Genomic DNA, 26,340 nt, shown 5'->3' with positions numbered 1-26,340 from the left:
CCGGTCGGCCAGGAGCCCGCCGCGGACAGCACCCCGGACCCGGCGGCCGGTTCCATCCCGTGCTACTACGTGCCGGGCAACCACGAGTCCTACGGCCTGAACAACGTCCAGCAGGACCTGACGAACTTCACCGCCGAGTTCGGCAAGCCCTACCGGACCTTCGACCACAAGGGCACCCGGTTCATCCTGCTCGCCAGCTCCGTCGGCTCGCTGCGCAGCACCGCCTGGGACCAGCTCCCGATGCTGCAGCAGGCTCTGGCGGACGCCAAGAGCGACAAGTCGGTGGACAATGTGGCGGTGTTCGCCCACCACCCGGTGGACGACCCGGCGGAGACCAAGTCCAGCCAGCTCGGCGACCGCGACGAGGCCGCGCTGATCGAGAACCTGCTGACCGACTTCCGTGACGACTCCGGCAAGGGCGCCGTCATGGTCGGTTCCCACGCCCAGATCGCCAACGTCCACCACCTGGAGGGCGTGCCGTACATGGTGCTGCCGTCCTCGGGCAAGGACCCCTACGGCACGCCGGACCGTGGTGGCTTCACCGGCTGGGTCGACTGGTCGGTCGACTCGCACCGTAACGCGCGTCAGCAGTGGCTGCAGGCCGATGTGCGTGCCTTCGCGCAGTCCATCACGCTGACCACTCCCGAGTCGGTCGAGGCGGGGGAGACCGCGCAGTTGGCGGGCAGCATCGTGCAGCCGCAGGGTGTGGGGACGGGTTCGCGTGTGGTGCCGCTGCGGTACCCGATGTCGGTCCACTGGAGCGGTTCGTCGAACCTGGCGATCGGTACCGGCAAGGACGCCATCGACGATGCCCGCCGCAAGGGCAAGGTCGCGATCCTCGACCCGCAGACCCGTGTCCTCACCGCGCTGAAGGCCGGCTCGGTGACCGTCACGGTGACGAACGACTCGATGCGCGCCTACACCGACGACACCTCCCTCGCACCGATCACGACCTCCAAGACCATCCAGGTCGTGCCCGCCGCACAGGGCTGAAGCTGACTGTCTGACACGCGAAGCAGCGTGACCGAGGGCGAGCACGAACCACGTGCTCGCCCTCACTGCTGCCCGGCCACTGGTGGGAGCGGGGCCGTGTGGGCCGGTAGGGTGACGGCTGTGCCAGCACGACCATTGAGTGAGCTTGTCGAACCCCGGTGGGCCGAGGCCCTCGCGCCCGTGGCGGAACGCATCGCGGCGATGGGTGACTTCCTGAGGGCGGAGATCGCGGCGGGCAGGACCTATCTGCCGGCGGGACAGCACGTGCTGCGGGCCTTTCAGCAGCCCTTCGACGAGGTGCGGGTGCTGATCGTCGGGCAGGACCCCTATCCCACGCCGGGGATGGCGATCGGGCACAGCTTCGCCGTCGCCGCGGAGGTGCGTTCACTGCCCGGCAGCCTGGAGAACATCTACCGCGAACTGCAGTCGGACCTCGGCCTGCCCCGGCCGTCGAACGGCGATCTGACGCCGTGGACCCGGCAGGGAGTGCTGCTGCTCAACAGGGCGTTGACCACCGCACCGCGCAGCCCCGGGGCGCATCGCGGCAAGGGCTGGGAGGAAGTGACCGAGCAGGCCATTCGCGCCCTGGCCGCGCGCGGCAAGCCGATGGTGTCGATCCTCTGGGGCCGCGACGCCCGGAACGCGCGCCCCTTGCTCGGGGACCTCCCGGCGATCGAATCGGCCCATCCCTCCCCGATGTCGGCGGATCGCGGGTTCTTCGGCTCGCGCCCCTTCAGCCGGGCCAATGACCTCCTGCTCCAGCAGGGCGCGCAGCCGGTCGACTGGCAGCTTCCTTAGCGGCGCTCGGGTACCGTTCGCCTCTTTCACCACTTCGCGAGGTGCCCGTCCTGGGCGCGCTCGGAGCTGTGGGCTCACGCTCGAGGTTCCATGCTTCGCCTCGGCGTCAGGGCCACTGACGTTCGGGGTGGGAACGCGCGGCCTGCCGCGCCCACGCCGCCTTCCTTGACCCGCTCCGGCGTCCGTGTGACCCCCGTGAGCCCGCTGCCGGATGGCGCGACCCATGGGCCGTACTGCTCGTCGCGTCCAGGTGCTGCCCGGAACGTTGCCCGGCACCTGCTTTGACTCCTGGCCGCTTGTGTCGACAACTTGCCACTCCTTGACGATCCCTTCCACGAACGTTCAGCCGGGTCCATGCCAAACGTTGTACGGCACACCTACAGTCCCGAGGGCTTTCGAAGGAAGGGACTCATGGACACACTCCCCGCAGTCCGGGCTCGCCGGATCGCCAAGTCATTCGGCGACGTGGTCGCACTCGACGGGATCGACCTGGACGTGACGCAGGGCCAGATCCACGGCTTGGTGGGACCGAACGGCGCCGGCAAGACGACATTGCTCGGCCTCCTGCTGGGCCTGGCCGTCGCCGACAGCGGCCATCTCGAGATCCTGGGTACGCCGGTCGGGCGCGCGCTCGACGCCCCTGACGGTGTGGCCGGGTTCGTCGACGGGCCCGGTCTCTACCCCTCGCTGACCGCCCGGCAGAACCTCGCCGCGCTGGCCGCGCTCCGTGGCCGCGACGCGGGGACGATGGGTATCGACGACGCACTCGACCAGGTGGGGCTGACCGACGTCGCCGACGACCGGGTCCGCGGATTCTCCCTCGGCATGCGCCAGCGGCTCGGACTCGCCGCCTCCCTGCTCACCAAGCCCCGGCTGCTCGTGCTCGACGAGCCTTCCAACGGCCTCGATCCGGCGGGCAAGAAGCACGTGCACGGTGTGCTCACCCGGCTCGCGGCGGACGGAACCAGCGTCGTGATGTCGAGCCACCGCATGGACGACCTCGAGGCACTGTGTTCCGAGGTCACCATCATCGCCACCGGACGGGTCGTCTTCTCCGGTCCGCTCGGCAAGCTCGCCGCCGAGAACAGTGAACTCGACTACCGGCTGCAGACCTCCGACCCGGAGGGCGCTCGCCGACTCGCGGACGACACGTCCGGGATCCGTATCGTCGACGGCGCCATGACACGGCAGGACGCCGGGATGCTCGTGGTGCGCGCGATGGTGCCCGCCCTCGACGAACTGGTGTCGGGCCTTGTGCACGCCGGCATCGCCGTGCGCGAGCTCGCCCCAGTGGTGTCGCCGCTCGAAGCGGCGTTTCTCGCACTGACCGAGCAGCAGCAGGAGGCCGGCCGATGACCGCGACCATCGCCGTGGACAACCTTGCCGGCGCTCGCCGTGTGACAGTGCCGCGCGGGTACCGATTCGAGCTGGTCAAGCTGGTTTCGCAGTGGCGGATCCGCTTGCTGGTCCTCGCCTGCTGGATCGTGCCGGCACTCTTCGTCGCCGCGGTGGGCCAGCAGAGCACACTGCCTGTCGACACCCTCTTCGGCCGCTGGATGCTCGCCACGGGCTGGGCCGGCCCCCTGGTCGTGCTCGGCTTCGCGGGCACATGGGCGCTCCCGCTGCTGACCTCGCTGGTCGCCGGCGACGTCTTCGCGTCCGAGGACCGGCTCGGCACCTGGCGCCACCTGCTCGTGGCGGTCCGATCACCCCGGCGGATCTTCGTTTCGAAGGCACTGGCAAGCCTCACCGTCATCCTGCTCCTTGTGGCCGGGATGGCCGTCTCCAGCACGATCGGCGGGCTCCTGGCGGTCGGCAACCAGCCGCTGGTCGGCCTGGACGGACATCTGCTGGCGCCCGGGGACACCGCCGTCAGGGTGCTGCTCGCCTGGGTCTGCGCCCTCGCCCCGACCCTGGCCCTCGCCGCGATCGGTCTCCTGGGATCCGTCTCGCTCGGGCGTTCCCCGATGGGACTGCTGCTGCCCACTCTGGTCGCGCTGGTGATGCAGCTGGCCCAGATGCTGCCGCTGCCCGTACCCGTGCGCCTCGCCCTGCCCGGCTACGCCTACATCTCCTGGAACGGTTTGTTCACCACCCCGGAACAGCTGGGCCCTCTGCTGATCGGCGTCATGGTCAGCCTGGTGTGGGCCGTGCTCGCGACGGTGCTGGCCTATGTGCTCTTCCTGCGGCGCGACTTCACCAACGTCAACTACGACGGCTCGGGGCGCCGCGCGGTCACCGTCGGGCTGCTGCCGCTCGTCGGCCTGCTCGCGGTGACGGTCCCGGTCGTCGCCGTGTCGACCGGAGCCACCGGCTCCGGGATCGAGCAGGAAAAGGTGCAGCGCTCGGTCGCCACGGCATTCGCCCACCTCTACCGCATTCAGACCCGGCAGCTCAACCGGCCCGCCGTCACCGAAGCGCAGCTCAAGGCGACGGCGACGTGCGACAAGGGGAGTTCCAGGGTCGTGCCCGAGGGACCGGGCAACGACTGGCGCTGCGTCGTCTCCTGGCATCTCCCCGGCGTCCAGGCCGCGGGCTCGGCCATCTACCAACTCGACATCACCGCGGACGGACGGTTCATGGCCGATGGCGATGGACCGAAGGAGGTCAACGGCTACTTCCTGGTGCGCACCGGGACGGGGGACGTGCCGAACCCCCTGTGGCAGTTCGACGGCAATGTCGAACTGCTCGACTCCTCGAAGGGATAGTTCCATGCAGGTAACACGACAGCGACGGACTGCCGAGAAGGAACAGATCAGCATTCTCGGCAGGCGTGTCGGCCGCCGGACCACCGTGGTGACGGCGGGAATCGCGGTCGCCCTCGCCGTCACGGGCACCGCCGTTGCTCAGACCGGCCAGTTCGGCACCCAGCAGGTCGGCCAGACCACCGCCGACGGCCAGGTCGTCTCCAGCGACCAGTACATCGCTCCGTACGGCAGCCGCACCGTCATCAACGACGGCAAGATCATGTCGTCCACGGTCAGCCCGGACGGCAGCCACCTCGCGGCCTCGGTCACCGACGGCGACGCGGCGCTGGTCATCATGGACCTCAAGACCGGGCAGCTGAAGCAGAAGGTCGGCACCAACGCCAAGGACGACCTGCGCATCAGCAGCGGTGCTGTCGGCCAGGAGGGCCCGACCTATTCGCCCGACGGCTCGCAGCTGTGGCTGGGCCAGGCAGGCGGCTACACCAAGTTCATCGTGAACCCGGACGGCACGCTGTCCAGCCCGACAGCCGTGAACATACCGGCCGATGGCTCCAAGCAGGCGCTGGTGGGCGCGGCGGTGTTCTCGGCCGACGGCTCCACCGTGTACTCCGCGGTCAACGGACAGAACCGGGTGGTCGCCATCGACGCGGCGACCGGAACCGTCAAGCAGACCTGGGCGGTGGGCAACGCCCCCCGTGGCATGGCCATGGTCGGCGACAAGCTCTACGTCAGCAACGAGGGCGGCCGTCCGGCGAAGGCCGGCGACACCACCATCAATTCCTACGGCACCCAGGTGCCGGCCGACCCGGAGACCGGTGCCACCACCAGTGGCACGGTCAGCGTCATCAACCTCTCGGACGCCTCCGCCGCCGTCGGGAGCATCGACGTCGGTCTGCACCCGACCGCGGTGTACGCCAGGAACGGCGTGGTCTTCGTCACCAACACCGCAGACAACAACGTGTCGGTGATCGACACCCGCAAGAACAGGGTCGTGCAGACCATCGCCACCCAGCCGTGGCCGGAGGCGTCGGTGGGCTACGAGCCCGACGCGGTGACGCTCACCGCCGACGGGCACCTCCTGGTGACGCTCGGGCGTGCCGACGCGGTCGCCGTGTACCGGTACAAATCACCCCAGGAACCCGTGAGTTACGTCGGCCTGCTGCCGACGGACTACTTCCCCGCGGAGATCGCCACCGTGGGCAAGGAGGTGATCGTCTCCAACACCCGTGGCATCGACGCGCGCCGCCCCACCGACAGCGCCGGGCACGGCACGCACGACACGACGTCGAGCCTGACGCGGTTCACGCTGCCGGACGACAGCGCCGTCAGGTCCCAGACCGCCAAGGTGTTCAAGCAGAACGGATGGACCCGCGGCTCGGTCACGTCGGCCAAGGGCAAGGGCAAGGACAAGGGGCACAAGAAGCCGGTGCCGGTCCCCGCGCGGCTCGGTGAGCCCTCGACGATCAAGCACGTCTTCCTGATCGTCAAGGAGAACCGGACGTACGACCAGATCTTCGGTGACATGCCGCAGGGCATCGGTGACCCGTCGCTGACGCAGTTCGGCGAGAACGTGACGCCGAACCAGCATGCGCTGGCCCGCCAGTTCGGGCTGTACGACAACACGTACGACATCGGTACGAACTCCGCCGAGGGCCACAACTGGCTGATGCAGGCCGACGATCCGGAGTACACCGAGTCCTCGGCCGGCGAGTACACGCGCAGCTACGACACCGAGAACGACGCTCTCGGCCACCAGAAGTCCGGCTTCATCTGGACCGGCGCCCAGGCGGCCGGCAAGTCCGTGAAGGACTTCGGCGAGTTCCAGTCGGTGGAGAGCAAGCCGGCCGGCGCGACCTGGCAGAACCTGTACTGCGACACCAAGAACATGCAGGCGACCGGGGCGAAGACCGCCTACCCGATTCAGACGGGCTCGGCGATACCGTCGCTCAACAAGGTGTCGGTGCCGGGCTTCCCGTTGTTCGACACCAGCGTCCCGGACATCTACAAGGAGCAGATCTGGGAGCAGGACTTCGAGAAGGACGGTCCTGCGAACCTGAACATGTTCTGGCTGTCCAACGACCACACCGGTGGTCCGGCCAACGCGGCCGCGCAGGTGGCGGACAACGACCTCGCGGTCGGCCGGATGGTCGACAAGATCTCGCACAGCGAGTACTGGAAGGACTCGGCCGTCTTCGTGGTCGAGGACGACTCGCAGGCGGGCCTCGACCACGTCGACGGTCACCGTGCCCCGATCCAGATCATCAGTCCCTGGGCCCAGCACGGCACCGTCGACAACCGGTACTACTCGCAGATCACGATGATCCGCACCATCGAGCAGATCCTCGGGATCGACCCGATGAACCAGAAGGACAGCGCGGCCACCCCGATGGTCACGGCGTTCACCAAGAAGCCCGACTACACGCCGTTCACCACGCTGCCCAACCGGACCTCGCTGACCCTCGGCCTGAGCACCCAGCCCTCCTGCGGCCCGGACACCCCTGCGCCGCAGGATCCCGAGGCGGCGCCCGCGCCGACGTCCGTGAAGGTGCCCGCTGACAAGCGGGCGCTCGCCGCGCAGTGGAACGTGTGGAAGTCCAAGCAGCGTCTGACCGGTCCCAACGCCGTTCCCGACTTCGCCAACCCCGCGCAGATGGACCACTTCACGTGGTACCAGACGCACAACTGGAAGACGCCCTACCCCGGCGAGAGCACGGTCTACGCGCCGGACGACGTGCCGGGCGCCTACATCCCGTCGGCAGAGTCCGACGGCTGACGCAGGCTGACGGCGTGAACGGGTCCCCGCCGGCGTCACCGCCGACGGGGACCCCGATCCGTCTCCGATCGCCTACGCGCCGCGTTCCCCGGGCTCCCCTGCCGGGCGTACACCGCTGCCCGGCAGGTGGTTGAAGAGCAGGTTGAGCGCGATCGCGGTCACGCAGCCCGCGCTGATGCCGCTGTCCATCACCGTCCTAAACCAGTCGGGGAACCTCTCGTACACCGTGGGCACGCCCACCGGCAGCAGCCCCACCGCCAGGGACACCGCGACGACCATCAGGTTGGCGTTGCCGTGGAAGTCGACCGTGGTCAGCGTGCGCAGTCCGCTCGCGGCCACCGTCCCGAACATCACCAGCCCCGCGCCGCCCAGCACCGGTGCCGGAATCGCGGCGACCACCGCGCCCAGCTTCGGCAGCAGCCCGAGCAGGACCAGGATGCCGCCCGCGGTGGCCACCACCCACCGGCTGCGCACGCGGGTCAGCCCCACCAGGCCCACGTTCTGCGCGTAGGCGGTGTACGGGAAGGTGTTGAAGATCCCGCCCAGCACGGTGGACACGCCGTCCGCGCGCAGCCCGTCCGCGAGCCGGCCGGGCTCGACCGTCCGGCCCGTCAGTTCGCCGACGGCGATGATGTCACCGGTCGTCTCGGTCATCGCCACCAGCGCCACGACGAGCATGGAGACCACGGCGGCGCCCTGGAAGACCGGAGTGCCGAAGCGGAAGGGCGTGCTGATGCCGAGCCAGTCCGCGTCGCCGACCGCGCCGAAGTCGGTGAAGCCGAGCGGCACGGCCGCCGCCGTGCCCAGCACGACGCCGACGAGCACGGCGACGCGGGCGAGGACGCCCGGTGCGAAGCGCTGGATCAGCAGGATCGCGAGCAGCACGGCGGCCGCCAGACCGATGTTGCGCGGCGCTCCGAAGTCGGCCGAACCGGCCCCGCCCGCGACCCAGTTGCCCGCCACCGGCAGCAGGCTCAGCCCGATGACCAGGATCACGGTGCCCGTCACCACGGGCGGGAAGAAGCGCAGCAGCCGCCCGAAGACGGGGGCCAGCAGGATGATCGCCAGCCCTGCGACGATCACCGAGCCGTAGATCGCGGGCAGTCCGCCGTCCTGGCCGATCAGCACCATGGGGGAGACCGCGGCGAAGGTGCAGCCCTGCATGATCGGCAGCCGTACGCCGAAGCGCCACCAGCCGACGCACTGCAGCAGGGTGGCGATGCCGCAGATCAGCAGATCCGCCGTGATCAGGTACGCGAGGTCGCCCGGTGACAGCTTCAGCGCGCCGCCCACGATCAGCGGCACCGCCACCGCGCCCGCGTACATCGCCAGCACGTGCTGCAGGCCGAACGCCGCGAGCCGGGTGGGCGGCAGGACTTCGTCGACGGGATGGACCGGGGGGCGTGACGTCGTCACCAATGGGGGGCTCCTCGGACGCGGCGCGAATGAGCGGCTGTGCCGTCGGGACGGCTGCCCGCGACCCTAGGGACCGGAGAAGGTCTGGCGATTTCCGGCGCGTTGCCGGGGTGTCACCCGGGGCTCCCGGACGCCGCCGCCAGCAGGCCCGCCCAGTCGGGGATCTTGACCGTCGACCGGTCCAGGGACCGGCCGAGCGCCGCCTCCGCGGCCTCGATCGCCTCCCAGCCCGACCACTCCACCGGACACTGGCCCGACGCGCGCAGCCCCTCCAGGGGGTCCGCGGGCAGTTCGCCGCGCGCCAGCAGCACGCCGGCGTCCGCGAGCAGGGCCGCGGCCGTCTCCTTGGCGCACGGCCGGTTGGTGCCGATCACACCGGTCGGCCCGCGCTTGATCCATCCGGCGACGTACTCGCCCGGCGACCGCCTGCCGTCCCGCAGGACCCGGCCCTCCTCGTTGGGGACGATGCCCAGCCCCTCGTCGAAGGGCAGCCCTTCCATGGCCACACCGCGGTAGCCGACCGAGCGCAGCACCAGCTGCGCGTCGATGTCCTCGAACCCGCCGGTGCCGCGCACCCCGCCCTGTCCGTCGGGCAGCGTCCGCTCGAAGCGCACGCCCGCCACCTTGTCCTCGCCCAGCAGCGCAGCCGGCCGCAGGAAGAAGCGCAGATGGATGCGGCGCCGGTGCCCGGCGGGCGGGCGCCCGGCCCAGCCGCGCAGCACCTCGACATTGCGCCGGGCCGCCGCCGGCAGTGCCTGCGGATCGGCGTAGGCGGGATCGAGCGCGAGTTCGTCCTCCCGTACGAGCACGTCCGCGTCGGCGAGTGCGCCCAGCTCGCGCAGTTCCTTGGTGGTGAACTTCGCCTGCGAGGGCCCGCGCCTGCCGACCATGTGGACGTCGGTGACCTGGCTGTTCTCCAGGGCACGCAGGGCCGCCTCGGGAACGTCCGTGCTGCGCAGCTCGGCCGCGCCGCGCGCCAGGATGCGGGCGACGTCCACGGCGACGTTGCCGACGCCGACGACGACGGCGGACCGCGCGCTGAGCAGGAACTCGTCCGGGGCCTCGTCCGGGTGCGCGCTGTACCAGGCCACGAAGCGCGTCGCGGAGAAGCTGCCCGGCAGGTCCTCGCCGGGGACACCGAGGTGGCGGTCGGTGGCGGCGCCGACGCAGTAGACCACCGCGTGGTACAGGTCCAGCAGGCGCTCGGGGGGCAGGCCGGGGGCGCCGACGGTCACATTGCCCAGGAAGCGGACCCGTGGGTCCTCCAGGACGCCCCGCAGATTGCCCTGCAGGGACTTGATCTTCTCGTGGTCGGGTGCCACACCGTACCTGACCAGGCCGTACGGGCAGGGGAGCCGGTCCAGCACGTCCACCGCGACCCCCGGCACCGACTCCTGGCGGGCCAGGGCCTCCGCCGTGTACACCCCGCTGGGACCTGATCCGACGACGGCGATGCGAAGCACAGGCGCCTCCTCCACGTCGAGGCGACGGCCGGAGCGGCCGGGCACTTCCAGCATCGCACCGCGCACCGGCCCAGGCAGGCCGGCGCAGGCGTGTCGCGGCGCGGGATGTCCGGCCGGTGCGGGGGCCGGCCGGTCAGTTCGAGTCAGGCCGGGTCTGTTCGAGCGGGTCGGTCAGGTCGAGTCGGGTCGGTCAGGCCGGGTCGGTCCGGGTCACGTCAAGGACCGCATCCGGCCGATCTCCGCGGTCTGCTGCGCGATCACCTCGCTCGCCCATTCGCCCACCTGGACGTTGCGTCCCCCGGACAGCACCTCCGTCGCCATGGTGACCGCCCCCTCGTGGTGGGCGATCATCAGCCGGAGGAAGAGCCGGTCGAAGGCCGGGCCCTTGGCGGCACGTAGTTCGGCCAGCTGCGCGGGGGTCGCCATACCCGGCATCGACGCGTGGTCGTGGTCGTGGTCGTGACCGGCGTCCGGTGACGCGCCGCCGTTCTCCTTGAGCCAGGCGGCCATGGCCTTGATCTCCGGGCCCTGGGCGGCGTCGATCCGGGCGGCCAGGGCGCGCACCTTGGTGCCGGACGCGCGGGTGTCCGCGTACGCGGTCATGACCAGCGCCTGCTCATGGTGGGCGATCATGTTCTTCGTGTAGGCCAGGTCGGCGGCGTTGGGGGTGTCGTCCGGCCGGGCCTTGGCGGCCTCGTCCGCGGACAGGGTGGCCGCGTCCTCACCGGGCCGGCCCGGGGCGATGACCGACGGAGCGGCGGCCTTGGCGTCGTCACCACCACCCCCGTCGCATCCGGTCAGCGCGAGCATCGAGGCGGCCAGGGACAGCGGAAGCAGCACTAAGACTGCACGGCGGGTAGCGAGCACTGCCTCATTGTGCATCTTTTGACGCGGGCATGAAAAGTGCATACTTCGGCTTGGTTGTTTCATCGTTTCATCTTGAACGGACACCTTGGAGGACGCGGTGACGCGTTTAGGCACCAACCCCGCCCGCCCCAGACGCCTTGCGGCCCTCGTGGCCGCGGCGGTCATGCTGTTCGGCCTCGCGGCCGCGGCGCCGGCGACCGCCGACGGCGCCATACCCGGCGTCGACGAGGTCGTGACCAGCGCCAACGTCGACCATCTGGTGAACATCCCCAAGCAGTCCCTGGCCGGCTTCAACTCCGACCTCGCCTTCCAGGGCAAGTACGCCTTCGCGGGCAACTACGACGGCTTCGTCGTCTACGACATCAGCCGCCCGAGCAGCCCCAAGGTCGTCAGCCAGGTCCTGTGCCCCGGCTCGCAGAACGACATCTCGGTGTCCGGGAACCTGCTGGTGCTGTCCACCGACTCCTCGCGCTCGGACAATTCCTGCGCGAGCACGACCCAGCCCGCCAGTGACAAGGCATCCTGGGAGGGCATCAAGGTCTTCGACATCAGCGACAAGGCCAACCCGCGCTATGTCGCCGCCGTCGAGACCAACTGCGGCTCCCACACCCACACCCTGGTGCCGGGCAAGCGCGACCTGTTCGTGTACGTCTCCTCGTACGCGCCCAGCGCGTCCTTCCCCGACTGCCAGCCCCCGCACGACGGCATCTCCGTCGTGAAGATCCCCCGCTCGCACCCCGAGAACGCCTCCCTCGCCGGTTTCCCCGTGCTCTTCCCGGACGGCGGCAACCCGGGCATCCCGCCCACCGACACCCAGGCGCGGGTGAGCGAGACGACCGGCTGCCACGACATCACGGCCTTCCCCAAGCTGCGGCTCGCCGCCGGTGCCTGCATGGGTGACGGCATCCTGATGGACATCTCCGATCCCCTGCGCCCGAAGGTGATCGACCGCGTCCAGGACAACGTCAACTTCTCGTTCTGGCACTCGGCGACCTTCAACGAGCGCGGCACCAAGGTCGTCTTCACCGACGAACTCGGCGGTGGCGGCGGTGCCGAGTGCAACGCGCTGATCGGTCCGCAGCGCGGCGCCGACGGCATCTACGACATCGTCCGCAAGCACGGTCACGAGAAGCTCGTCTTCCGCAGCTACTACAAGATCCCGCGCATGCAGGCGGACACCGAGAACTGCGTCGCCCACAACGGCTCGCTCATCCCGGCCAAGGGCCGCGACATCATGGTGCAGGCCTGGTACCAGGGCGGCGTCTCCGTCTGGGACTTCACCGACTCCTCGCGTCCCCGCGAGATCGGCTTCTTCGAGCGCGGCCCGCTGTCCGCCGACACCCTCGCGGTCGGCGGCTCGTGGAGCGCGTACTACTACAACGGCTACATCTACTCGAACGACATCGCCAAGGGCTTCGACGTCCTGCGGATCTCCGACCGGCGCACCGACAGCGCCCGCGGCATCCGGCTCGCCGAGCTCAACGCGCAGTCCCAGCCCGACTACCGCTGACCGGGGTCGCACAGTGACGTGCCGCCGGATGCCACCCCTCCGGGGTCATCCGGCGGCACGCCGAGCCCCCAGTCCAGCCCGTAGCGCCGGAACAGCTCGGCCCGCAGATGGGGCAGCGGCATCGCCGCGCCCGGGATCAGCTGGGCGAAGACCCCGCCCATCAACTGCGCCCGCAGCATCCGGTAGTCGTGTTCGGGGTCCGGCGAGCCCCACGCCTCCACAGCGCCCCGCAGCAGTTCCGCCAGGCGCTGCCGCTCGGCGCACTCGCTGAAGCCGGCCGTCTGGAGGATGCCGGCCATGTGCGCGCGCATCAGTACGGGGAACCGCACCGGGAGCCCCAGCACGCTGTCGACGGCCCGGGCGAGCAGCTCGCGTCCGTCGGTGGTGGCCGGCTGCCGTTCCAGCGCCGCGGACAGCTCGGTGTGCATCAGGCGGTGGGCGGCCGTCTGCAGCAACTGGCGCTTGCCCGGGAAGTAGTACGAGACCAGCCCGCGCGCCGTCCCGGCCCGGTCGGCGATGTCGCCGAGGGTCGTGGCCTCGTAGCCGCGTTCCTCGACCAGCTCGACGGTCGCCCGTAAGAGGCGCTCCCGGGAACGACGGCGCATCTCTTCGTTGACCGACGGTCGCCGAGGGGACATGCTTTACTCCTGCGTTGACTGGCTCCGGGCCAATGTACTCGGGGTCCGTTCCGCGCGAGCCGCGTGCTCGGGCGCGAACGCGGGGTTCGAGCCGTTACCCGGCGGCGCGGGGGACCGCCGGGTCACGGCCGCGACCCCGTCAGCCGGTCAGTTCCAGCACCGGCAGCAGCCCGGCCGGGCGCCGCTCCACCGGCAGATGGTCCACCAGATGCACCGTGCATCCCAGTGCCGCGGCACCGCCGTCCGCCCGCCGGTCGTCGCCCACCATGGCGACGCGCTCCGGCGGCAGCCCCAGCGCCTCGCAGGCGGTCTCGAACAGCCGCGGATCGGGCTTCTGCACCCCGTGCTCGTAACTCAGCACGAAGACGTCCACGAGCCCGTCCAGTCCGTGCGCACGGAAGACCGGCCGCAGGTCCCACCCGATGTTGCTCACCACGGCCACCGGCACCCCGCGCCGCCGCAGTTCACGCAGCACCTGAGCGGTGTCCGGGTACGGCGCCCACGCCTCCGGCCGCATGTGCCGCTCGTACAGCGCGTCATGGATCCCGTCCCACGGCAGTCCGGCCTCCCGCGCGAGGCCCGTGTACGCGGCCCTGTGGTGATCGGCCGACAGGTCCCGCTCGCCCCAGACCTCGGCCAGATGATCGGGCACGCGCTCCGGCGCTATGCCGCCCGGCAGCGCGCCGACCCGCTCCAGGCGCTCCGCGTACGCCGTCAACTCCCCCTCGCCGAGGGGGATGCCGCGCTCCGACACGACGGCACGCAACCAGCTCTCCGTAGGTTCCACGCGCAGCAGCGTCCCGGAGAAGTCGAACATGAATCCCTTGATGCTCATGCCCGGCATCCTCCCCGACGCGCCCGGCGGAGAGTTCACGGGCCTGCCACGCGGCGCCGAACCGCGGCTTTCCGGCCGGTTGCCGTCCCGCGGTCAGTCCGCGAGGCCGAGCTGCCGCAGCATGCCGAGTTCGTCGCTGCTGCCCCAGCGTTCGACGAGCTTGCCGTCCTCGACGCGGCTGATCTGCATGCCGCGGTAGCTCACCGTGCGGCCGGTCGGCGGGTGGCCCATCAGCTCGCCGAGGTGGGTCCCGGTGACGGTGTACGCGAAGGCGATCTCGTCGTCGGTGGTCAGGACGTGCTCGACATCGATGTGCAGATCGGGGAAGGCCGTCCGCATCGCGGCGAACATCCCCTCGTAGCCCTCGGGGCCCGGGACCTGCCCCGGCGCCGGGTCGTGGTCGACGGAGGCGGGTGCCACATAGGAGTCGATATCGGCGAGCCGGCCGTCGTTCACCGCCGAGCCGAAGTGCTCCAGGATGGAGAGGTTGGATTCGCGCGACATGTGGTGCTCCCTGGCGTCGGGACCGCGGGCGCCCACGGACCGAGGTCGTGTGCCCGCCCCTTCCACTCTCCACCGTAGGCGCGCAGGACGCCGCGCGCCGCGTCAGACGTCCAGGCCGCGGAGCGGCGGTGCCGGTGTGCGCCAGGGCTCGCAGAGCGCCGCGGTCCCCGTGAGGACGGCCGCGCCGAGCAGCCAGCCGCCGACGACGTCGCTGGGCCAATGGACGCCCAGGTAGATCCGGGTGAGGCCGACACCGGCGACGGAGACCGCGGCGAGGAGCCAGGCGATGACGCGCCACGGGGTCCCGGCTCGTGGGTGGCGCAGGAGGAACAGCCACAGCAGCGCCCCGCAGGCGATGGCGGCCGTCATGGCGTGCCCCGACGGGAAGGCCGCGTAGCCGGCCGTGTCGAGCGGGTCCGGCCAGTGGGGGCGCGGTCGCCCCACGGCCGCCTTGACGGCCTGCTGGAGGACCCAGCCCAGGATGCCGCACACGGCGAGCCACAGCGCCTGCCGCCCGGCCCGCCGCCACAGGAGCCACAGGATGCAGGCGGCCATCAGGGCGCGCAGGGTCGCCGGGTCCCAGACCCGGTCCGTCAGCACGAGGTTGACCCGCGTCCAGCCGGGGTGACGGACCCCGAAGGAGTGGAACGCGACGACGACATCCCGGTCGGCCACCACCAGCGGGCCCCACCGCCCCGCCACGAGCGCGAGGAGCAGCAGGAAGACGGCAGCCGTCGCGGCGCAGTACCGCAGGCACACGGTGCGCGGGCCGCCACCCCGGGTGACAACGGGGGCGGGTGGGGCGTGCATGCGCCCGAGATTACGTGAACGCGGCGCCGATTCCGGGGCCGAACGCGACGAGCAGCGGCACGAACGGGATGAGCAGGGCGCAGGCGGAGGCCTGGGCGCGGCCGAGCCGGGACAACCGCGGCGCCGGGTCGAGCAGCCGGCTGACGCGGCCGGGCAGATGGCCGTGCGGGGCGGACCCGGGCCCGAACACCCCCCGGTCCTCGTTGAGTTCGACCAGTGCGAGGGCCGTCGTGAGCCCGCCGAAGCGGCGCGAGGCGATGTCGTCGGCGGCCAGTTCGATCAGGTGGTGCACCTGGTGGCGGAAGCCCGCGAAGACCGGGATCTGCGGGAAGCCCGCCGCCAGGGCGCCCGCGCAGTGCAGCAGTACGTCGTGCCGGGCCCGGGCGTGTCCCTGCTCGTGCGCGAGGACGGCGTCGAGTTGACGACCCTTCAGACGGCGCAGGGCGGCGGTGGTGATGACCAGTTGCGGCCGCTGGCCGGCCAGCCACCACGCCTCCGGCCGCTCGTCCTCCAAGACGACCAGCCGCTCCCCGGAGGCCGCCGCCTCGCCGGGCAGCCGCGGCGAACGCACCCGCAGTTCGGCGCGCCGCCTCCGCTGGCGGGCGCGCGCGGTGCGGATCTCACGGGCGAGCATGGCGGCCGTCCAGGCGCCGCCGCAGGCCAGCAGAACCGCCAGATACCCCGCCCACGGACCGTAGGCGGAGAGCCCGTACGCCTCCACCACCCCGCTCGGCGCGAACGCGAACAGCCCACCGCGCAGCCACTCCCACGCGGCGGACGCGGTCAGCGCCATCGCCAGGAAGCAGCACAGGAGCACCGCGCCGACCACGCACTGCCACACCCACAGGGCCAGGACGGGTTCGCGCTCCGGCCAGCCGGCCCGGGTCAGCAGTCGCGGCGCCGCGGCCGCCGCCATCGCACCGAGCAGCAGCAGCACCAACGGGACCGTCATAGCGCCACACTATGAGGGCGCCGCGGGCCCTCGGTACGCTGCCGCGCCCTAAAGTGACGTACGCCTCACAGCGTCAAGAGCATGGCGAACATCCCGATGGCCATCGACACCCGGCACGCCGAGGCGAGCTCGGGCGCGTGCCGCACCGCGACCGCGCGCGTGGCCCCGGCCGCTCCCGTCGCCGACGCGACCGGAACGGACACCAGGCGCACGCCCGCGGCCAGCACGTAGACCGCGAAGTACACCAGCAGCAGCCCGGTCAGCAAAGGCGCGCCCATCGCGCCGTGCCCCGCGTGCGCCGACCCGCCTGCGCCCTCCATCGCGGCGGCCATGTAGACCATCGCGGCCGCGCCCACCGCGTGGTGCCGGTGGTGCGCGTGGTGCCGAGCCAGCAGCAGTGAGCGCACCGCCGCCACACCGAAGACCAGCGCGAGGACGGCCGCCGCCCACGACGGCTGGTCCAGGACCGAGACCGGCACCGCCATGACCGCCATGCCCACGCCCATCAGCGCCTCGGCGCGTGCCACGCTCCGTTCTTCGCGTTCTTCACGTTCTTTGCGCGCCGCACCCGGGCAGCCCGGCCGTGTGCGCACCAGGCAGTAGGCACCCGTCGCCGCGCCCAGCGCCACGAGCAGCCAGGCCACCAGCGGTGGTCCGTGCATGACCCGACCCCCCTTCGGCTCCTCACCGGAGGATGCCCCCGCCCGGCGGCGCGAACCCCCGCGCATGGGGGCATAGGGGGGCGCGGCACGGGGTCAGCCGCGGGCACGCTGCGTCACGGCGACGCACACGAGCACCGCCACCGCCGCCGGCGCGGTCAGCGCCCCCAGGTCCTCGCCCAGCAGCGCGGCCGCCCACACCAGCGTCAGCAGCGGCTGTGCCAATTGCAGTTGGCTGGCGCGGGCGACGCCGATCGCGGCCATCCCGCGGTACCAGACCATCAGCCCGAGGAACTGCGACACCAGCGACACCCACACCAGCCCGGCGACCGCCTGGGCGTCCGCGTGCGGCGTCTCCGCGGACAGCGAGACCACCGCCGCGGGCACGGTCAGCGGCAGCGCCCCTACGAGCGCCCAGCCGATCACCTGCCGGCCCGGCATCACGGAGGCCAGCCGCCCGCCCTCCACATAGCCCGCCGCGCACACCACGAGCGACGCGAAGAGGAACAGGTCGCCGGTCGTCGGCGTGCCCCCGCCCTGCCACAGCGCGAACCCCACCACGATCGCACCGCCCGCGACGGCCGCGGTCCAGAACAGCGGGGAGGGCCGCGTTCCCACGCGCACGGCGGCGAGCGCGGCGGTGACCAGCGGCAGCGCGCCGACGACGACAGCGGCGTGCGACGTGCCCGTCGTGCGCAGCGCCAGCGTCGTGAGCAGCGGGAAACCCAGTACGACCCCGGCCGCCACGACCGCGAGCCCCGCCCAGTGGCGCCGCTCCGGCAGCGGCGCGCGCTCCACGGCCAGGCACACACCCGCGACGGCGGCCGCGAGGACGGCCCGGACCGTCGCCGTCGTCCAGGGGCCGAAGCCGGCCAGCGCCCAGTGGGTGGCGGGGAAGGTGAGGGAGAAGGCGACGACACCGAGGCCGGCCAGGACGGTGCCGCCGAGAGCCGTGCCACGGGGTGTCAGGCGCCCGTCGACCGCTATCGGCGCGGGAGTAGTAGCGCTATTATGTGCTGTCATGAATGACGGTAGCAGTTCTGGCAATCTCGCAGAATCCCTCCGCGGTGAGCTGGGCCGCTACTCTCCGGGTGAGAAGCTGCCGTCCAGCCGTGCCCTGGTCGAACGGTTCGGCGTCTCCCCGGTCACCGTCTCCCGCGCCCTCGCCGCCCTCGCCGCCGAAGGGCTCGTGGTCACCCGACCCGGCGCCGGTGCCTACCGTGCGCACGAAAGGACCGGGGAGGCCCACGCCGCCGACACCTCCTGGCAGCAGGTGGCCCTCACGGCCGAGGAACAGCACGGCGAACCCGCGCCGCGGGTCGTCGACGCCTCCGGGGTCACCACCAGCCTCGCGGTGCCGCCGCCGGGCGTCATCGCCTTCAACGGCGGCTACCTGCACCCCTCCCTCCAGCCCGAGCAGGCACTCGGCGCCGCCCTCGCCCGCGCCGCCCGCCGTCCCGGCGCATGGGAGCGGCCCCCGCTGGAGGGGCTGACCGCGCTGCGCGCCTGGTTCGCACGCGAGGCAGGCGGCCCCGGCGGCGACTTCGGTCCCGCCCACGTCCTGGTCACCGCGGGCGGACAGGCCGCGCTCACCACCGCGCTGCGTGCCCTCGCGCCGCCCGGCGCCCCGGTGCTCGTGGAGTCGCCGACCTACCCGGGCGCCCTGGCGGTCGCCCGCGCCGCCGGACTGCGCCCCGTACCGGTGCCCATGGACGACGACGGCGTTCGGCCCGACCTGCTGGCCGAGGCCTTCGCCGCGACCGGCGCCCGGGTCTTCTTCTGCCAGCCGCTGTTCCAGAATCCGACCGGTACCGTGCTCGCCGCCGGCCGGCGGCGCCGCGTCACCGAGATCGCCCATGCCGCCGGCGCGTTCGTCATCGAGGACGACTTCGCGCGCCGCCTCGGCCACGGAGGGCCGCTCCCGCCGCCGCTCGTCGCAGACGACCCGTACGGCGCCGTCGTCCATGTCACGTCGCTGACCAAGCCGACCGCGCCCAGCCTGCGGGTCGGCGCACTCGTCGCCCGCGGGCCGGTCATGGAACGCCTGCGCGCGATCCAGGTCGTCGACAGCTTCTTCGTGCCCCGGCCGCTTCAGGAGGCGACCCTCGAACTCGTCGGCGCCCCCGCCTGGCCGCGCCACCTGCGCGCGGTCTCCGCGGGCCTGCACGAGCGCCGTGACGCGATGCTCGCCGCCCTCCACCGCCATCTGCCCGCCCTTGCCGCCGCCGTCCGGGCACCCAGCGGCGGTTACCAGTTCTGGCTCCGCCTCCCCGACGGCACCGACGAGACCGCGCTCGCCGCCGCAAGCCTGCGCGCGGGCACGGCCGTCGCCCCCGGCCGCCCCTACTTCGCCGCCGAGGCCCCGGCCCCGTACGTCCGCCTCAGTTTCGCCGACACGACCGGCACCGACGAGATCGCCGACGGCGTCCGGCGCTTCGCCGCCGCGTGCGCGGAGACGGGCGTCACGGACGCCGCCTGAACGGCCGAGGGGCCGTCAGCGCAGTGCGGCCTCGCCCGCGTGGACGGCGCGCAGGGCGCGCTCGACGGTCTCCTCGTACTCGCCGACCGGAGCCACGTAGCCGAAGGCCTCCCGTACCGCGTCCTCACCGAGCGTGCGGGCGATGACCCAGGCGGCCAGATACTGCGACGCCAGGCAACCGCCGGCCGTCGCGATGTTCCCCTCCGCGTGGAACGGGGCGTCCAGCACGGTGACGTCGAGGGCTTCGGCGAAGGGCCGGGTCTTCATGTCCGTGGACACCGGCATGCCCTCCAGCAGGCCGAGCCGCGCGAGCACCAGCGCGCCCGAGCACTGGGAACCGATCAGCTGCCGTGCGGGGTCGAGCGGCAGCATGGAGATCAGCCGGTCGTCCGCGACCACGTCGCGGGTCTTCACCCCGCTGCCGATCAGCACGACGTCGGCCTCGGTCACGAACTCCATGGGGCGCTGGCCGCTCACCTCGACGCCGTTCATCGACGTGACGACCGGGGCCGGCGTCGTGATGAAGGCCTCCAGGCCGTCCTTGCGGCACCGGTTGATCAGCGCGGCGGAGATGAAACTGTCGAGTTCGTTGAACCCGTCGAAGGTGACCACGGCTACCTGCATCACAACTCCTTCAGTACGGCAGATGTGCAGTCTCCCCGGACCGCTGTTCCAGGTCGAGAGCCAATCCGCGGATGGTGGCATGCCCGCCGGCGTCCGATCCCCGTGACGTCGCCCGAATTCGTACGGCACCAGGTGCGGAAACTCGGCTTACGTGAATTCTGGCGAGGCGAACACGGTCCCCGGTATTTCGCGGCCGGGGTCCGAAGCGCGAATATCGCCCCACGTCGGACGCCGCCGCCTGGCCGGCGGCAATCAATTCAAAGAAAGCGCCGCCGGGAAAATTCCGAAGCGGTGTGACCGCTGCGGTCACGTCGCCGTTCCCGGTTTGATGATTCCGTCCGCCGGCCCTCCCGATTAGCGTTGCGTGTCAGATACGGCAAAACGACAGGACGGCAGGACGGCAAAACGCAGCGCGAAAGGAAGAGGCGATGGCGGAATCCCATGTGTCCGGGCCTTTCGACGGGCCGCGGGTGATCGCCCCCGCCCCTGTCGAGCCGGTCTTCGACCACCTCAACGACGCGAAGGAGGACGGGCGATGACACGCCCATTCCGTACCGCCGCCGTGATCGGCGCGGGCACCATCGGATTGTCCTGGACGGCACTGTTCGCCGCACACGGCCTCACCGTTCACGTCAGCGATCCCCGTCCGGACCTGAAGGAGGCCACCGACGAGGCGCTCGCCGAATTCGCCCCGCACCTGGCCGCCCAGGGTCTGGACACCGACGGCCTCGCCGACCGCGTGCACCTCGCGGCCGACGTCACCGAAGCCGTCCGGGACGCGGACATCGTGCAGGAGAACGGGCCCGAACGCGTCGAATTCAAGAAGGAGCTGTTCGCGCGACTGGTCCGGGAGACCCCCGGACACGCGCTGCTCCTGAGCTCGTCGTCGGCGATCCCGGCGACCGCTTTCACCACGGAGCTCGAGGACGCCGGCCGCGTCCTGATCGGGCACCCCTTCAACCCGCCGCATCTGATGCCGCTCGTCGAGGTCGTACCCGGCGAACGCACCACAGAAGAGGCCGTGCAGGCAGCCGTCGACTTCTACACCGCCGTCGGCCGCACCCCCGTCGTCGAACGCCGGGAGATCCCCGGCTTCGTCGGCAACCGGCTCCAGAGCGCGCTCAGCCGGGAGGCCGTCTACCTCGTCCAGCAGGGCGTGGTGACGCCCGAGGACCTGGACACCGTCGTCACCCACTCGCTCGGCGTCCGCTGGGCCACGGTCGGCCCGTTCCTCGGCTCACACCTGGGCGGCGGCCCCGGCGGCTACCGCCACATGAGCGCGCACATCGGCCAGTCCATGGGGCAACTGGCCCTCGGCCGGCCCTCACAAGACCCCCAGGACCGGGAGCAGGTCATCGAAGCGGTGGAGAAGGCCTACGCCTCCACGCCGTACACCGAACTCGCCGAGGCCCGCGACCGCAGGCAACTCGCCGTCCTGTCCGCCCTGGAAGACGTCCGCCGTACCGAGCTCGACAAGGAGAACTGACATGACCATCGACGCCACCCTCCCCACCCAGGTGGACGACCAGCTGGCCGCCGACTTCTACCTCTACGAGTCGCTGCTCTCGGACGAGGAACGCGAGATACTGCTCAAGGCCCGCACCTTCCTGGCCAAGGAGATCAAGCCGCTGGTCAACGAGTACTGGGGCAAGGCCGAATTCCCCTTCGAGTTCATCGAGAAGTTCCGCGGCAGCGGACTGGCCGCCCTGGCCTACGAGGGCTACGGCGAGCACAAGCCGGCCATCAGCCACCTGCTCAGCGGAACGCTCGCCATGGAGCTCGGCCGCGTCGACGCCTCGACCGCCACCTTCTTCGGCGTCCACAACGGGCTCGGCTTCTACTCCATCTACTACGGCGGCGACCAGGCACAGCGCGACAGGTTCCTGCCCGCCATGGCCACGATGGAGAAGATCGGCGCGTTCGCCCTGACCGAGCCGCTCGGCGGCTCCGACGTCTCCGGCGGCATGCGCACCACCGCCAGGCGCGAGGGCGACACCTGGGTACTGAACGGCGCCAAGAAGTGGATCGGCAACGCCACCTTCGCGGACTACGTCGTGGTCTTCGCCCGGGACGTCGAGGACAACAAGGTCAAGGCCTTCGTCGTCGAGAAGGGCACCCCCGGCTTCTCGCCGGTGAAGATCGAGGGCAAGATCGCACTGCGGATCGTGCAGAACGCCGAGATCACCCTGACCGACGTCCATGTGCCGGAGGCGAACCGGCTGCAGAACATGAGGGGCTTCCGGGACGTCGGCGAGGTCCTGCGCCAGACCCGCAGCGGAGTGGCCTGGCAGGCGCTGGGCGTCATGATCGGTGCCTATGAACTCGCGCTCGACTACGCCAAGGAGCGCATCGCCTTCGGCCGTCCGATCGCCAAGTTCCAGATGGTGCAGGACCTCCTGGTCAAGAGCCTGGGCAACATCACCGCCTCCTGGGGCATGCTGGTCCAGCTCGCCCGGCTCCAGGACCAGGGCATCTTCCGCGACGAGCAGTCCGCGCTGGCCAAGGAGTACGTCGCCGCCCGCATGCGCGAGGTCGTCGCCTGGAGCCGGGAGATCTTCGGCGGCAACGGCATCGTGCTCGACTACGACATCGCCCGGTTCTTCTCCGACGCCGAAGCGCTGTACTCCTACGAGGGCACCCACCAGATGCAGACCCTCATCGTCGGCAAGTCCATCACCGGCCACAGCGCCTTCGTGGGGTGACGGCCATGACCACCGAATCCGTCTTCACCGGCCTGAAGGTCCTCGACGCGGCGACCTACATCGCGGGACCGGCCGCGGCCACCATACTGTCCGACTTCGGGGCCGACGTCATCAAGATCGAACCCCCGGGGAAGGGCGACCCCCAGCGGCTGCTGAGCTTCGTCCCGCCCAGCCCCCGGGCGCAGGCCAACTACGGCTGGCACCTGGCCAACCGCAACAAGCGCGGCATGGCGATCGACCTCAAGTCCCCCGCGACCAGCGACGTCCTCAAGCGCCTGGTCGAATGGGCCGACGTGGTGATCACCAACTTCCCGCACGGCACACGCGAGAAGCTGCACCTCGGCTACGACGAGGTGTCGGGCTGGAACCCGAGGGTCGTCTACGCCGACCTCACCGGCTTCGGGGACGCCGGCCCCGACGCCAGGCAGCCGGGCTTCGACCTGACCGCGTACTGGTCGCGCAGCGGACTGCTGGCCTCCACCCGTGACGCGGGAGGCGCGCCGACGGTGCCGGTCTGGGGCAGCGGCGACTACACGTCGGCGGTCGCCATCTACGCGGCGATCGCGACCGCCCTGTACCGCCGCGAGCGGACGGGACTGGGGGCCGACGTCGGCACGTCGCTGCTCGCCACGGGCGTCTGGGCCACGGGCACACTCGTGGCCGGCGCCCTGGCCGGCGGCACACCGTTCGAGCTGCACGACCGCACCGCGCCGGTGAACGCGCTGACCAACCCCTACCAGACCGCCGACGGACGCTGGTTCATGCTGGCGACCTCGTATGTGCACTGGCCCGCACTGTCGCGAGCCATCGGGCGCCCCGAACTGGCGGAGGATCCCCGTTTCGCGGGCATCGAGGGCTTCGTCAAGAACGCCGCCGCGCTGGGCGAGCTGCTCGACGCCGCGTTCCGCTCGCGGCCCTCTGCCCACTGGAAGGAGGCCCTGGCCCGGGAACGGATCAACTACAGCCTCATCCAGACGCCCGAAGAGGCCGCCCAGGACCCGCAGTTGCGCGCCAATGACATCGTCGTGCCTCTGGAAGGCGTCAACGGGCTGGAGTACACCGTCAACAGCCCCGTCACCCTCCGAGGGGTGCCGAAGGTGCCGGCGAGCCGGGCGCCCGACCTGGGCGAGCACAACGACGAGATCCTCGCCGAGCTGGGATTCGGCCCCGCCGAAATCACCCGGCTCCGTGCGCAGGGAGCGATCCCCGGAACGACGGGAACTCAGAAGGCGGCGTGAGCACGGCGTCCGAAGGACACCGTGGACGGCGAACCACCATCCTCCGGGATGCGTGGTCGCCGCGGCCGCGAAGACGTGGCGAAACGGCGTGACTCGAGCGACATCCGCTCGGTCGCGCCGTTCGTGCGTGTGCGTGTGCGGGAGCGTGTGCGTATGCGCGGAGACTCCACCCCTTCGTGCCGACTGGGGTGAGTGCGTCCGCCCGCCGCCCGCCGGCCGCCTGCCGGAAGGCGGCACCGTCCTGGTGACGGGCGGACAACGGCCGCGGCCCAGGACCGCGAGGTCCTGGGCCGCTGGGGGCTCTCGTTGCCGGGCCTGACCGGCCGGCGGGTTACTTCCCCGTCCACCGCGGGGGGCGGCGCTCGGCGAAGGCGGTCATGCCCTCTTGTACGTCGGCCGAGGCCATCAGCGTGCTCATCGTCTCGCGCTGCAGGGCGAACGCTTCGGCCTCCGGTACGCCATCGGCGGCTCGCGTGAGGCTCTTCACCGCGGCCAGTGCGAGCGGGGCGTTGTGTGCCAGCTGCTCGGCGAGTTCCAGCGCGGTGGCCACCGCCTCGCCGGGTGCGGTGACCCGGTTGGCCAGGCCGAGCTCTCCCGCACGGACCCCGCTCACCGGTTCGCCGGTGAGCAGGAACTCCATGGCCAGGTGGTAGGGGAGACGCTTGGGCAGCCGGATCACGCCGCCGCCCGCGGCGATGAGACCGCGCTTGACCTCGGGCAGGCCGAACTTCGCGTCCTGCGCGGCGACGATGAGGTCGCAGCCCAGGGCGAGTTCGAATCCGCCGCCCAGGGCGAAGCCCTCCACCGCCGCGATGAGCGGCTTCGTGAGGTGGGCCTCGGTCAGGCCGCCGAAGCCGCGGCCGGCGATGGTGGGCGACTCGCCCTTCAGCGCGGCCTTCAGGTCCATTCCGGCGCTGAACGTGCCCTGCGCGCCGGTCAGGACGCCCGCCCGCAGCGCGGTGTCGGCCTCCAGTTCGTCCAGAGCGGCGGCCAGGCCGGCGGCCACGGCGGCGTTCACCGAGTTGCGTGCCTCCGGGCGGTCGATGGTGATCAGCAGGGCCGAGCCGACCCGCTGCGCGCGTACTTCGCTGGTACTCATGAATTCTCCTGTCGTTTTCGCCGGTTCAGCGGGTGGCCGCGGCCAGCTCGGCGAGGACCTCCGCGGTGTCCTGGCCCGGAACCGGGGCCAGGCGGCGGATCGAGCCGGGCGTGGCGGAGAACCTCACCGGGACCCCGATGGTGCGCACCGGGCCCTCGGTCGGATGCATGAACGTCTCGAGGAGGTGGCCCTCGCGGACGTAGGGGTCCTCGTGCGACCGGTCCAGTTCCAGGACCGGCCCCATGGGGATGCTGTGCTTCGCGCACACCTCGGTCCACTCGGCGGTGGTCAGCGCGGGCGCGCACTCGTCGACCAGATCGGACAGGTCGTCGGCGTCGGCCGGGTTCAGGTGGGGGCCGTTGACCCGTGGGTCCGCGACCAGGTCGGGACGGCCGGCGGCGGCGAAGAAGTCGCGGTAGTTCCGCGGTGTGTACGGGACCACGGCGGCCAGCCCGTCCTTGGTGCGCCGCGCCTTGTGGTGCTGCGACAGCGATCGCCAGTAGCCCGTGGGACTGGTCTCCTGCTCGAAGGTGTGTCCCGCGAGATGCTCGATCAGGTTGAACGCGAGCAGCGTGTCGGCCATCGGGATCTCGATCTGCTGGCCGTGCCCGGTCCTGTTCCGGTACACCAGGGCGGCGAGGACGCTGTAGGCGATGGTGAGACCGGAGACCTTGTCGGCGAGGATGGTCGGCAGGTAGAGCGGCGTGCCGAGCGTGCGGTTGACGATGTCGACCAGCCCGGAGGCGGCCTGCACGGTCTCGTCGTAGGCGGCGGCGTCGGCCCGGTCGGAGTCGCCGCGGAAGCCCGCCGCGTGCGCGTAGACGAGCGCCGGATTGGCGGCGGCGAGGTCGTCGTAGGTCAGGCCGAGCCGGGCGAGCGCGCGGGGACGCATGTTGGTGATCAGCACATCCGCGCTGTGGATGAGTGCGAGGGCCTGGGCGTGCCCGGTCTCGGCCTTCAGGTCGAGGGCCACGCTGCGCTTGTTGCGGTTCACGTTGAGACGCAGCGGTGTCATGCCCGGCGTCTTGCGGTACTCGCCGATCCGGAGGGAGTCGGCGGGCGACTCGACCTTGATGACATCGGCGCCGAGGTCTCCGAGGATCTGTGCGGCGTAGGGGCCCATGACCACGGTCGCGAGGTCGATGACCCGCACGCCGTCGAGAGGGCCGGGGGAGTGGTGGTCCGCCATTGTCGCGTCCTTTCGCGCCGTGGTTGGCTACGCCGTGAACGCTAAACGGAAATTCCGGACCATGGAATCATCGAATTGCTGAT

The 26,340-nt window shown here is 71.3% G+C and carries 23 protein-coding genes; 10 read left to right on the top strand and 13 right to left on the bottom strand.

What is annotated here, in order from left to right; all coding sequences use genetic code 11:
• The 5 genes from ACFWVC_RS25855 to ACFWVC_RS25835 all read left to right on the top strand — a co-directional run.
• The coding region (locus ACFWVC_RS25855) for a metallophosphoesterase family protein (protein ID WP_384290690.1) at nt 1-993 on the top strand (993 nt) is incomplete at its 5' end.
• A gap of 120 nt (nt 994-1,113) precedes the next feature.
• Entirely contained in the window at nt 1,114-1,791 is a 678-nt protein-coding gene (locus ACFWVC_RS25850) for a uracil-DNA glycosylase (protein ID WP_384290687.1), read from the top strand.
• A gap of 411 nt (nt 1,792-2,202) precedes the next feature.
• Nucleotides 2,203-3,147 carry an ABC transporter ATP-binding protein gene (locus tag ACFWVC_RS25845; protein ID WP_384290684.1) on the top strand — a complete coding sequence of 315 codons (945 nt, stop codon included), beginning with the start codon at nt 2,203-2,205 and terminating at the stop codon, nt 3,145-3,147.
• Entirely contained in the window at nt 3,144-4,499 is a 1,356-nt protein-coding gene (locus ACFWVC_RS25840; protein WP_384290681.1) for an ABC transporter permease, read from the top strand. Before ACFWVC_RS25845 ends, ACFWVC_RS25840 begins: the two co-directional genes overlap by 4 nt.
• A 4-nt stretch (nt 4,500-4,503) precedes the next feature.
• Nucleotides 4,504-7,272 (top strand): bifunctional YncE family protein/alkaline phosphatase family protein, encoded by a 2,769-nt coding sequence (locus ACFWVC_RS25835; protein WP_384290680.1) that lies wholly within the window; start codon nt 4,504-4,506, stop codon nt 7,270-7,272.
• 72 nt (nt 7,273-7,344) lie between these two features.
• Here the strand turns inward: ACFWVC_RS25835 and ACFWVC_RS25830 are convergent, their stop codons facing one another.
• From ACFWVC_RS25830 to ACFWVC_RS25820, 3 genes are all read right to left on the bottom strand, one after another.
• A complete protein-coding gene (locus ACFWVC_RS25830; protein ID WP_384290675.1) occupies nt 7,345-8,688 on the bottom strand; it encodes a nucleobase:cation symporter-2 family protein in 1,344 nt (447 codons plus the stop codon).
• Nucleotides 8,689-8,801: 113 nt separating this feature from the next.
• Complete coding sequence (locus ACFWVC_RS25825; RefSeq protein ID WP_384290670.1) at nt 8,802-10,151, bottom strand: FAD-dependent oxidoreductase; 1,350 nt, start codon at nt 10,149-10,151, stop codon at nt 8,802-8,804.
• Between the two features lie 210 nt (nt 10,152-10,361).
• Nucleotides 10,362-10,961 (bottom strand): DUF305 domain-containing protein, encoded by a 600-nt coding sequence (locus ACFWVC_RS25820; protein ID WP_384290704.1) that lies wholly within the window; start codon nt 10,959-10,961, stop codon nt 10,362-10,364.
• A 220-nt stretch (nt 10,962-11,181) separates the two neighbouring features.
• On the opposite strand from ACFWVC_RS25820, the gene ACFWVC_RS25815 reads away from it, so the two are divergent.
• Complete coding sequence (locus tag ACFWVC_RS25815; protein ID WP_384290699.1) at nt 11,182-12,528, top strand: LVIVD repeat-containing protein; 1,347 nt, start codon at nt 11,182-11,184, stop codon at nt 12,526-12,528.
• Here the strand turns inward: ACFWVC_RS25815 and ACFWVC_RS25810 are convergent.
• The 7 genes from ACFWVC_RS25810 to ACFWVC_RS25780 all read right to left on the bottom strand — a co-directional run bounded on the left by ACFWVC_RS25810 (nt 12,519) and on the right by ACFWVC_RS25780 (nt 17,949).
• Complete coding sequence (locus ACFWVC_RS25810) at nt 12,519-13,166, bottom strand: TetR/AcrR family transcriptional regulator (protein WP_384290666.1); 648 nt, start codon at nt 13,164-13,166, stop codon at nt 12,519-12,521. The two genes, ACFWVC_RS25815 and ACFWVC_RS25810, sit on opposite strands and share 10 nt — an antisense overlap.
• Nucleotides 13,167-13,305: 139 nt before the next feature.
• On the bottom strand, nt 13,306-14,001 hold the full coding sequence (locus ACFWVC_RS25805) for an HAD family hydrolase (RefSeq protein WP_384290665.1): 696 nt from the start codon (nt 13,999-14,001) through the stop codon (nt 13,306-13,308).
• Nucleotides 14,002-14,094: 93 nt separating this feature from the next.
• Entirely contained in the window at nt 14,095-14,505 is a 411-nt protein-coding gene (locus ACFWVC_RS25800) for an ester cyclase (protein WP_384290662.1), read from the bottom strand.
• 102 nt (nt 14,506-14,607) lie between these two features.
• A complete protein-coding gene (locus ACFWVC_RS25795) occupies nt 14,608-15,315 on the bottom strand; it encodes a phosphatase PAP2 family protein (protein WP_384290659.1) in 708 nt (235 codons plus the stop codon).
• Nucleotides 15,316-15,325: 10 nt separating this feature from the next.
• On the bottom strand, nt 15,326-16,267 hold the full coding sequence (locus ACFWVC_RS25790; protein WP_384290656.1) for a M56 family metallopeptidase: 942 nt from the start codon (nt 16,265-16,267) through the stop codon (nt 15,326-15,328).
• 65 nt (nt 16,268-16,332) lie between these two features.
• The gene (locus ACFWVC_RS25785; protein WP_384290653.1) at nt 16,333-16,929 is read right to left on the bottom strand and encodes a DUF5134 domain-containing protein; all 597 of its coding nucleotides are present in this window, start codon (nt 16,927-16,929) and stop codon (nt 16,333-16,335) included.
• A gap of 93 nt (nt 16,930-17,022) precedes the next feature.
• The gene (locus tag ACFWVC_RS25780) at nt 17,023-17,949 is read right to left on the bottom strand and encodes a DMT family transporter (protein ID WP_384290651.1); all 927 of its coding nucleotides are present in this window, start codon (nt 17,947-17,949) and stop codon (nt 17,023-17,025) included.
• On the opposite strand from ACFWVC_RS25780, the gene ACFWVC_RS25775 reads away from it, so the two are divergent.
• Nucleotides 17,948-19,405 (top strand): PLP-dependent aminotransferase family protein, encoded by a 1,458-nt coding sequence (locus tag ACFWVC_RS25775; RefSeq protein ID WP_384290648.1) that lies wholly within the window; start codon nt 17,948-17,950, stop codon nt 19,403-19,405. The genes ACFWVC_RS25780 and ACFWVC_RS25775 overlap by 2 nt on opposite strands.
• 15 nt (nt 19,406-19,420) lie before the next feature.
• On the opposite strand, the gene ACFWVC_RS25770 is transcribed toward ACFWVC_RS25775, so the two are convergent.
• Nucleotides 19,421-20,029, bottom strand: a complete 609-nt coding sequence (locus ACFWVC_RS25770; protein ID WP_384290645.1) for a DJ-1/PfpI family protein — start codon at nt 20,027-20,029, stop codon at nt 19,421-19,423.
• Between the two features lie 535 nt (nt 20,030-20,564).
• Between ACFWVC_RS25770 and ACFWVC_RS25765 the strand changes: the two genes are divergently transcribed.
• From ACFWVC_RS25765 to ACFWVC_RS25755, 3 genes are read left to right on the top strand one after another with little or no spacing between them, the layout of a single operon-like run.
• Entirely contained in the window at nt 20,565-21,515 is a 951-nt protein-coding gene (locus tag ACFWVC_RS25765) for a 3-hydroxyacyl-CoA dehydrogenase NAD-binding domain-containing protein (RefSeq protein WP_384290642.1), read from the top strand.
• A gap of 1 nt (nt 21,516) precedes the next feature.
• A complete protein-coding gene (locus tag ACFWVC_RS25760; RefSeq protein ID WP_384290639.1) occupies nt 21,517-22,731 on the top strand; it encodes an acyl-CoA dehydrogenase family protein in 1,215 nt (404 codons plus the stop codon).
• 5 nt (nt 22,732-22,736) lie between these two features.
• Nucleotides 22,737-23,969: a CaiB/BaiF CoA transferase family protein gene (locus tag ACFWVC_RS25755; protein WP_384290636.1), complete on the top strand. Its 1,233-nt coding sequence runs from the start codon at nt 22,737-22,739 to the stop codon at nt 23,967-23,969.
• A 331-nt stretch (nt 23,970-24,300) separates the two neighbouring features.
• On the opposite strand, the gene ACFWVC_RS25750 is transcribed toward ACFWVC_RS25755, so the two are convergent.
• Together ACFWVC_RS25750 and ACFWVC_RS25745 are read right to left on the bottom strand one after the other, a co-directional pair.
• On the bottom strand, nt 24,301-25,068 hold the full coding sequence (locus ACFWVC_RS25750) for a crotonase/enoyl-CoA hydratase family protein (protein ID WP_384290633.1): 768 nt from the start codon (nt 25,066-25,068) through the stop codon (nt 24,301-24,303).
• Nucleotides 25,069-25,093: 25 nt separating this feature from the next.
• Nucleotides 25,094-26,257, bottom strand: a complete 1,164-nt coding sequence (locus ACFWVC_RS25745; RefSeq protein WP_384290631.1) for a CaiB/BaiF CoA transferase family protein — start codon at nt 26,255-26,257, stop codon at nt 25,094-25,096.
• Nucleotides 26,258-26,340: the final 83 nt, after the last annotated feature.

The organism is Streptomyces sp. NPDC058691 (assembly GCF_042714775.1).
Lineage (GTDB): Bacteria > Actinomycetota > Actinomycetes > Streptomycetales > Streptomycetaceae > Actinacidiphila.
The sequence above is the reverse complement of the archived record's forward strand: the minus strand, read 5'-3'. Positions and strand labels throughout refer to the sequence as shown.

Coding starts and splice junctions, on each gene's coding strand:
- ACFWVC_RS25820 (WP_384290704.1), bottom strand. CDS start 10,961: ATGCTCGCGCTGACCGGATGCGACGGGGGTGGTGGTGACGACGCCAAG.
- ACFWVC_RS25840 (WP_384290681.1), top strand. CDS start 3,144: ATGACCGCGACCATCGCCGTGGACAACCTTGCCGGCGCTCGCCGTGTG.
- ACFWVC_RS25810 (WP_384290666.1), bottom strand. CDS start 13,166: ATGTCCCCTCGGCGACCGTCGGTCAACGAAGAGATGCGCCGTCGTTCC.
- ACFWVC_RS25835 (WP_384290680.1), top strand. CDS start 4,504: ATGCAGGTAACACGACAGCGACGGACTGCCGAGAAGGAACAGATCAGC.
- ACFWVC_RS25800 (WP_384290662.1), bottom strand. CDS start 14,505: ATGTCGCGCGAATCCAACCTCTCCATCCTGGAGCACTTCGGCTCGGCG.
- ACFWVC_RS25790 (WP_384290656.1), bottom strand. CDS start 16,267: ATGACGGTCCCGTTGGTGCTGCTGCTGCTCGGTGCGATGGCGGCGGCC.
- ACFWVC_RS25775 (WP_384290648.1), top strand. CDS start 17,948: ATGAATGACGGTAGCAGTTCTGGCAATCTCGCAGAATCCCTCCGCGGT.
- ACFWVC_RS25750 (WP_384290633.1), bottom strand. CDS start 25,068: ATGAGTACCAGCGAAGTACGCGCGCAGCGGGTCGGCTCGGCCCTGCTG.
- ACFWVC_RS25785 (WP_384290653.1), bottom strand. CDS start 16,929: ATGCACGGACCACCGCTGGTGGCCTGGCTGCTCGTGGCGCTGGGCGCG.
- ACFWVC_RS25770 (WP_384290645.1), bottom strand. CDS start 20,029: ATGCAGGTAGCCGTGGTCACCTTCGACGGGTTCAACGAACTCGACAGT.
- ACFWVC_RS25815 (WP_384290699.1), top strand. CDS start 11,182: ATGCTGTTCGGCCTCGCGGCCGCGGCGCCGGCGACCGCCGACGGCGCC.
- ACFWVC_RS25760 (WP_384290639.1), top strand. CDS start 21,517: ATGACCATCGACGCCACCCTCCCCACCCAGGTGGACGACCAGCTGGCC.
- ACFWVC_RS25755 (WP_384290636.1), top strand. CDS start 22,737: ATGACCACCGAATCCGTCTTCACCGGCCTGAAGGTCCTCGACGCGGCG.
- ACFWVC_RS25795 (WP_384290659.1), bottom strand. CDS start 15,315: ATGCACGCCCCACCCGCCCCCGTTGTCACCCGGGGTGGCGGCCCGCGC.
- ACFWVC_RS25780 (WP_384290651.1), bottom strand. CDS start 17,949: ATGACAGCACATAATAGCGCTACTACTCCCGCGCCGATAGCGGTCGAC.
- ACFWVC_RS25845 (WP_384290684.1), top strand. CDS start 2,203: ATGGACACACTCCCCGCAGTCCGGGCTCGCCGGATCGCCAAGTCATTC.
- ACFWVC_RS25765 (WP_384290642.1), top strand. CDS start 20,565: ATGACACGCCCATTCCGTACCGCCGCCGTGATCGGCGCGGGCACCATC.
- ACFWVC_RS25805 (WP_384290665.1), bottom strand. CDS start 14,001: ATGAGCATCAAGGGATTCATGTTCGACTTCTCCGGGACGCTGCTGCGC.
- ACFWVC_RS25745 (WP_384290631.1), bottom strand. CDS start 26,257: ATGGCGGACCACCACTCCCCCGGCCCTCTCGACGGCGTGCGGGTCATC.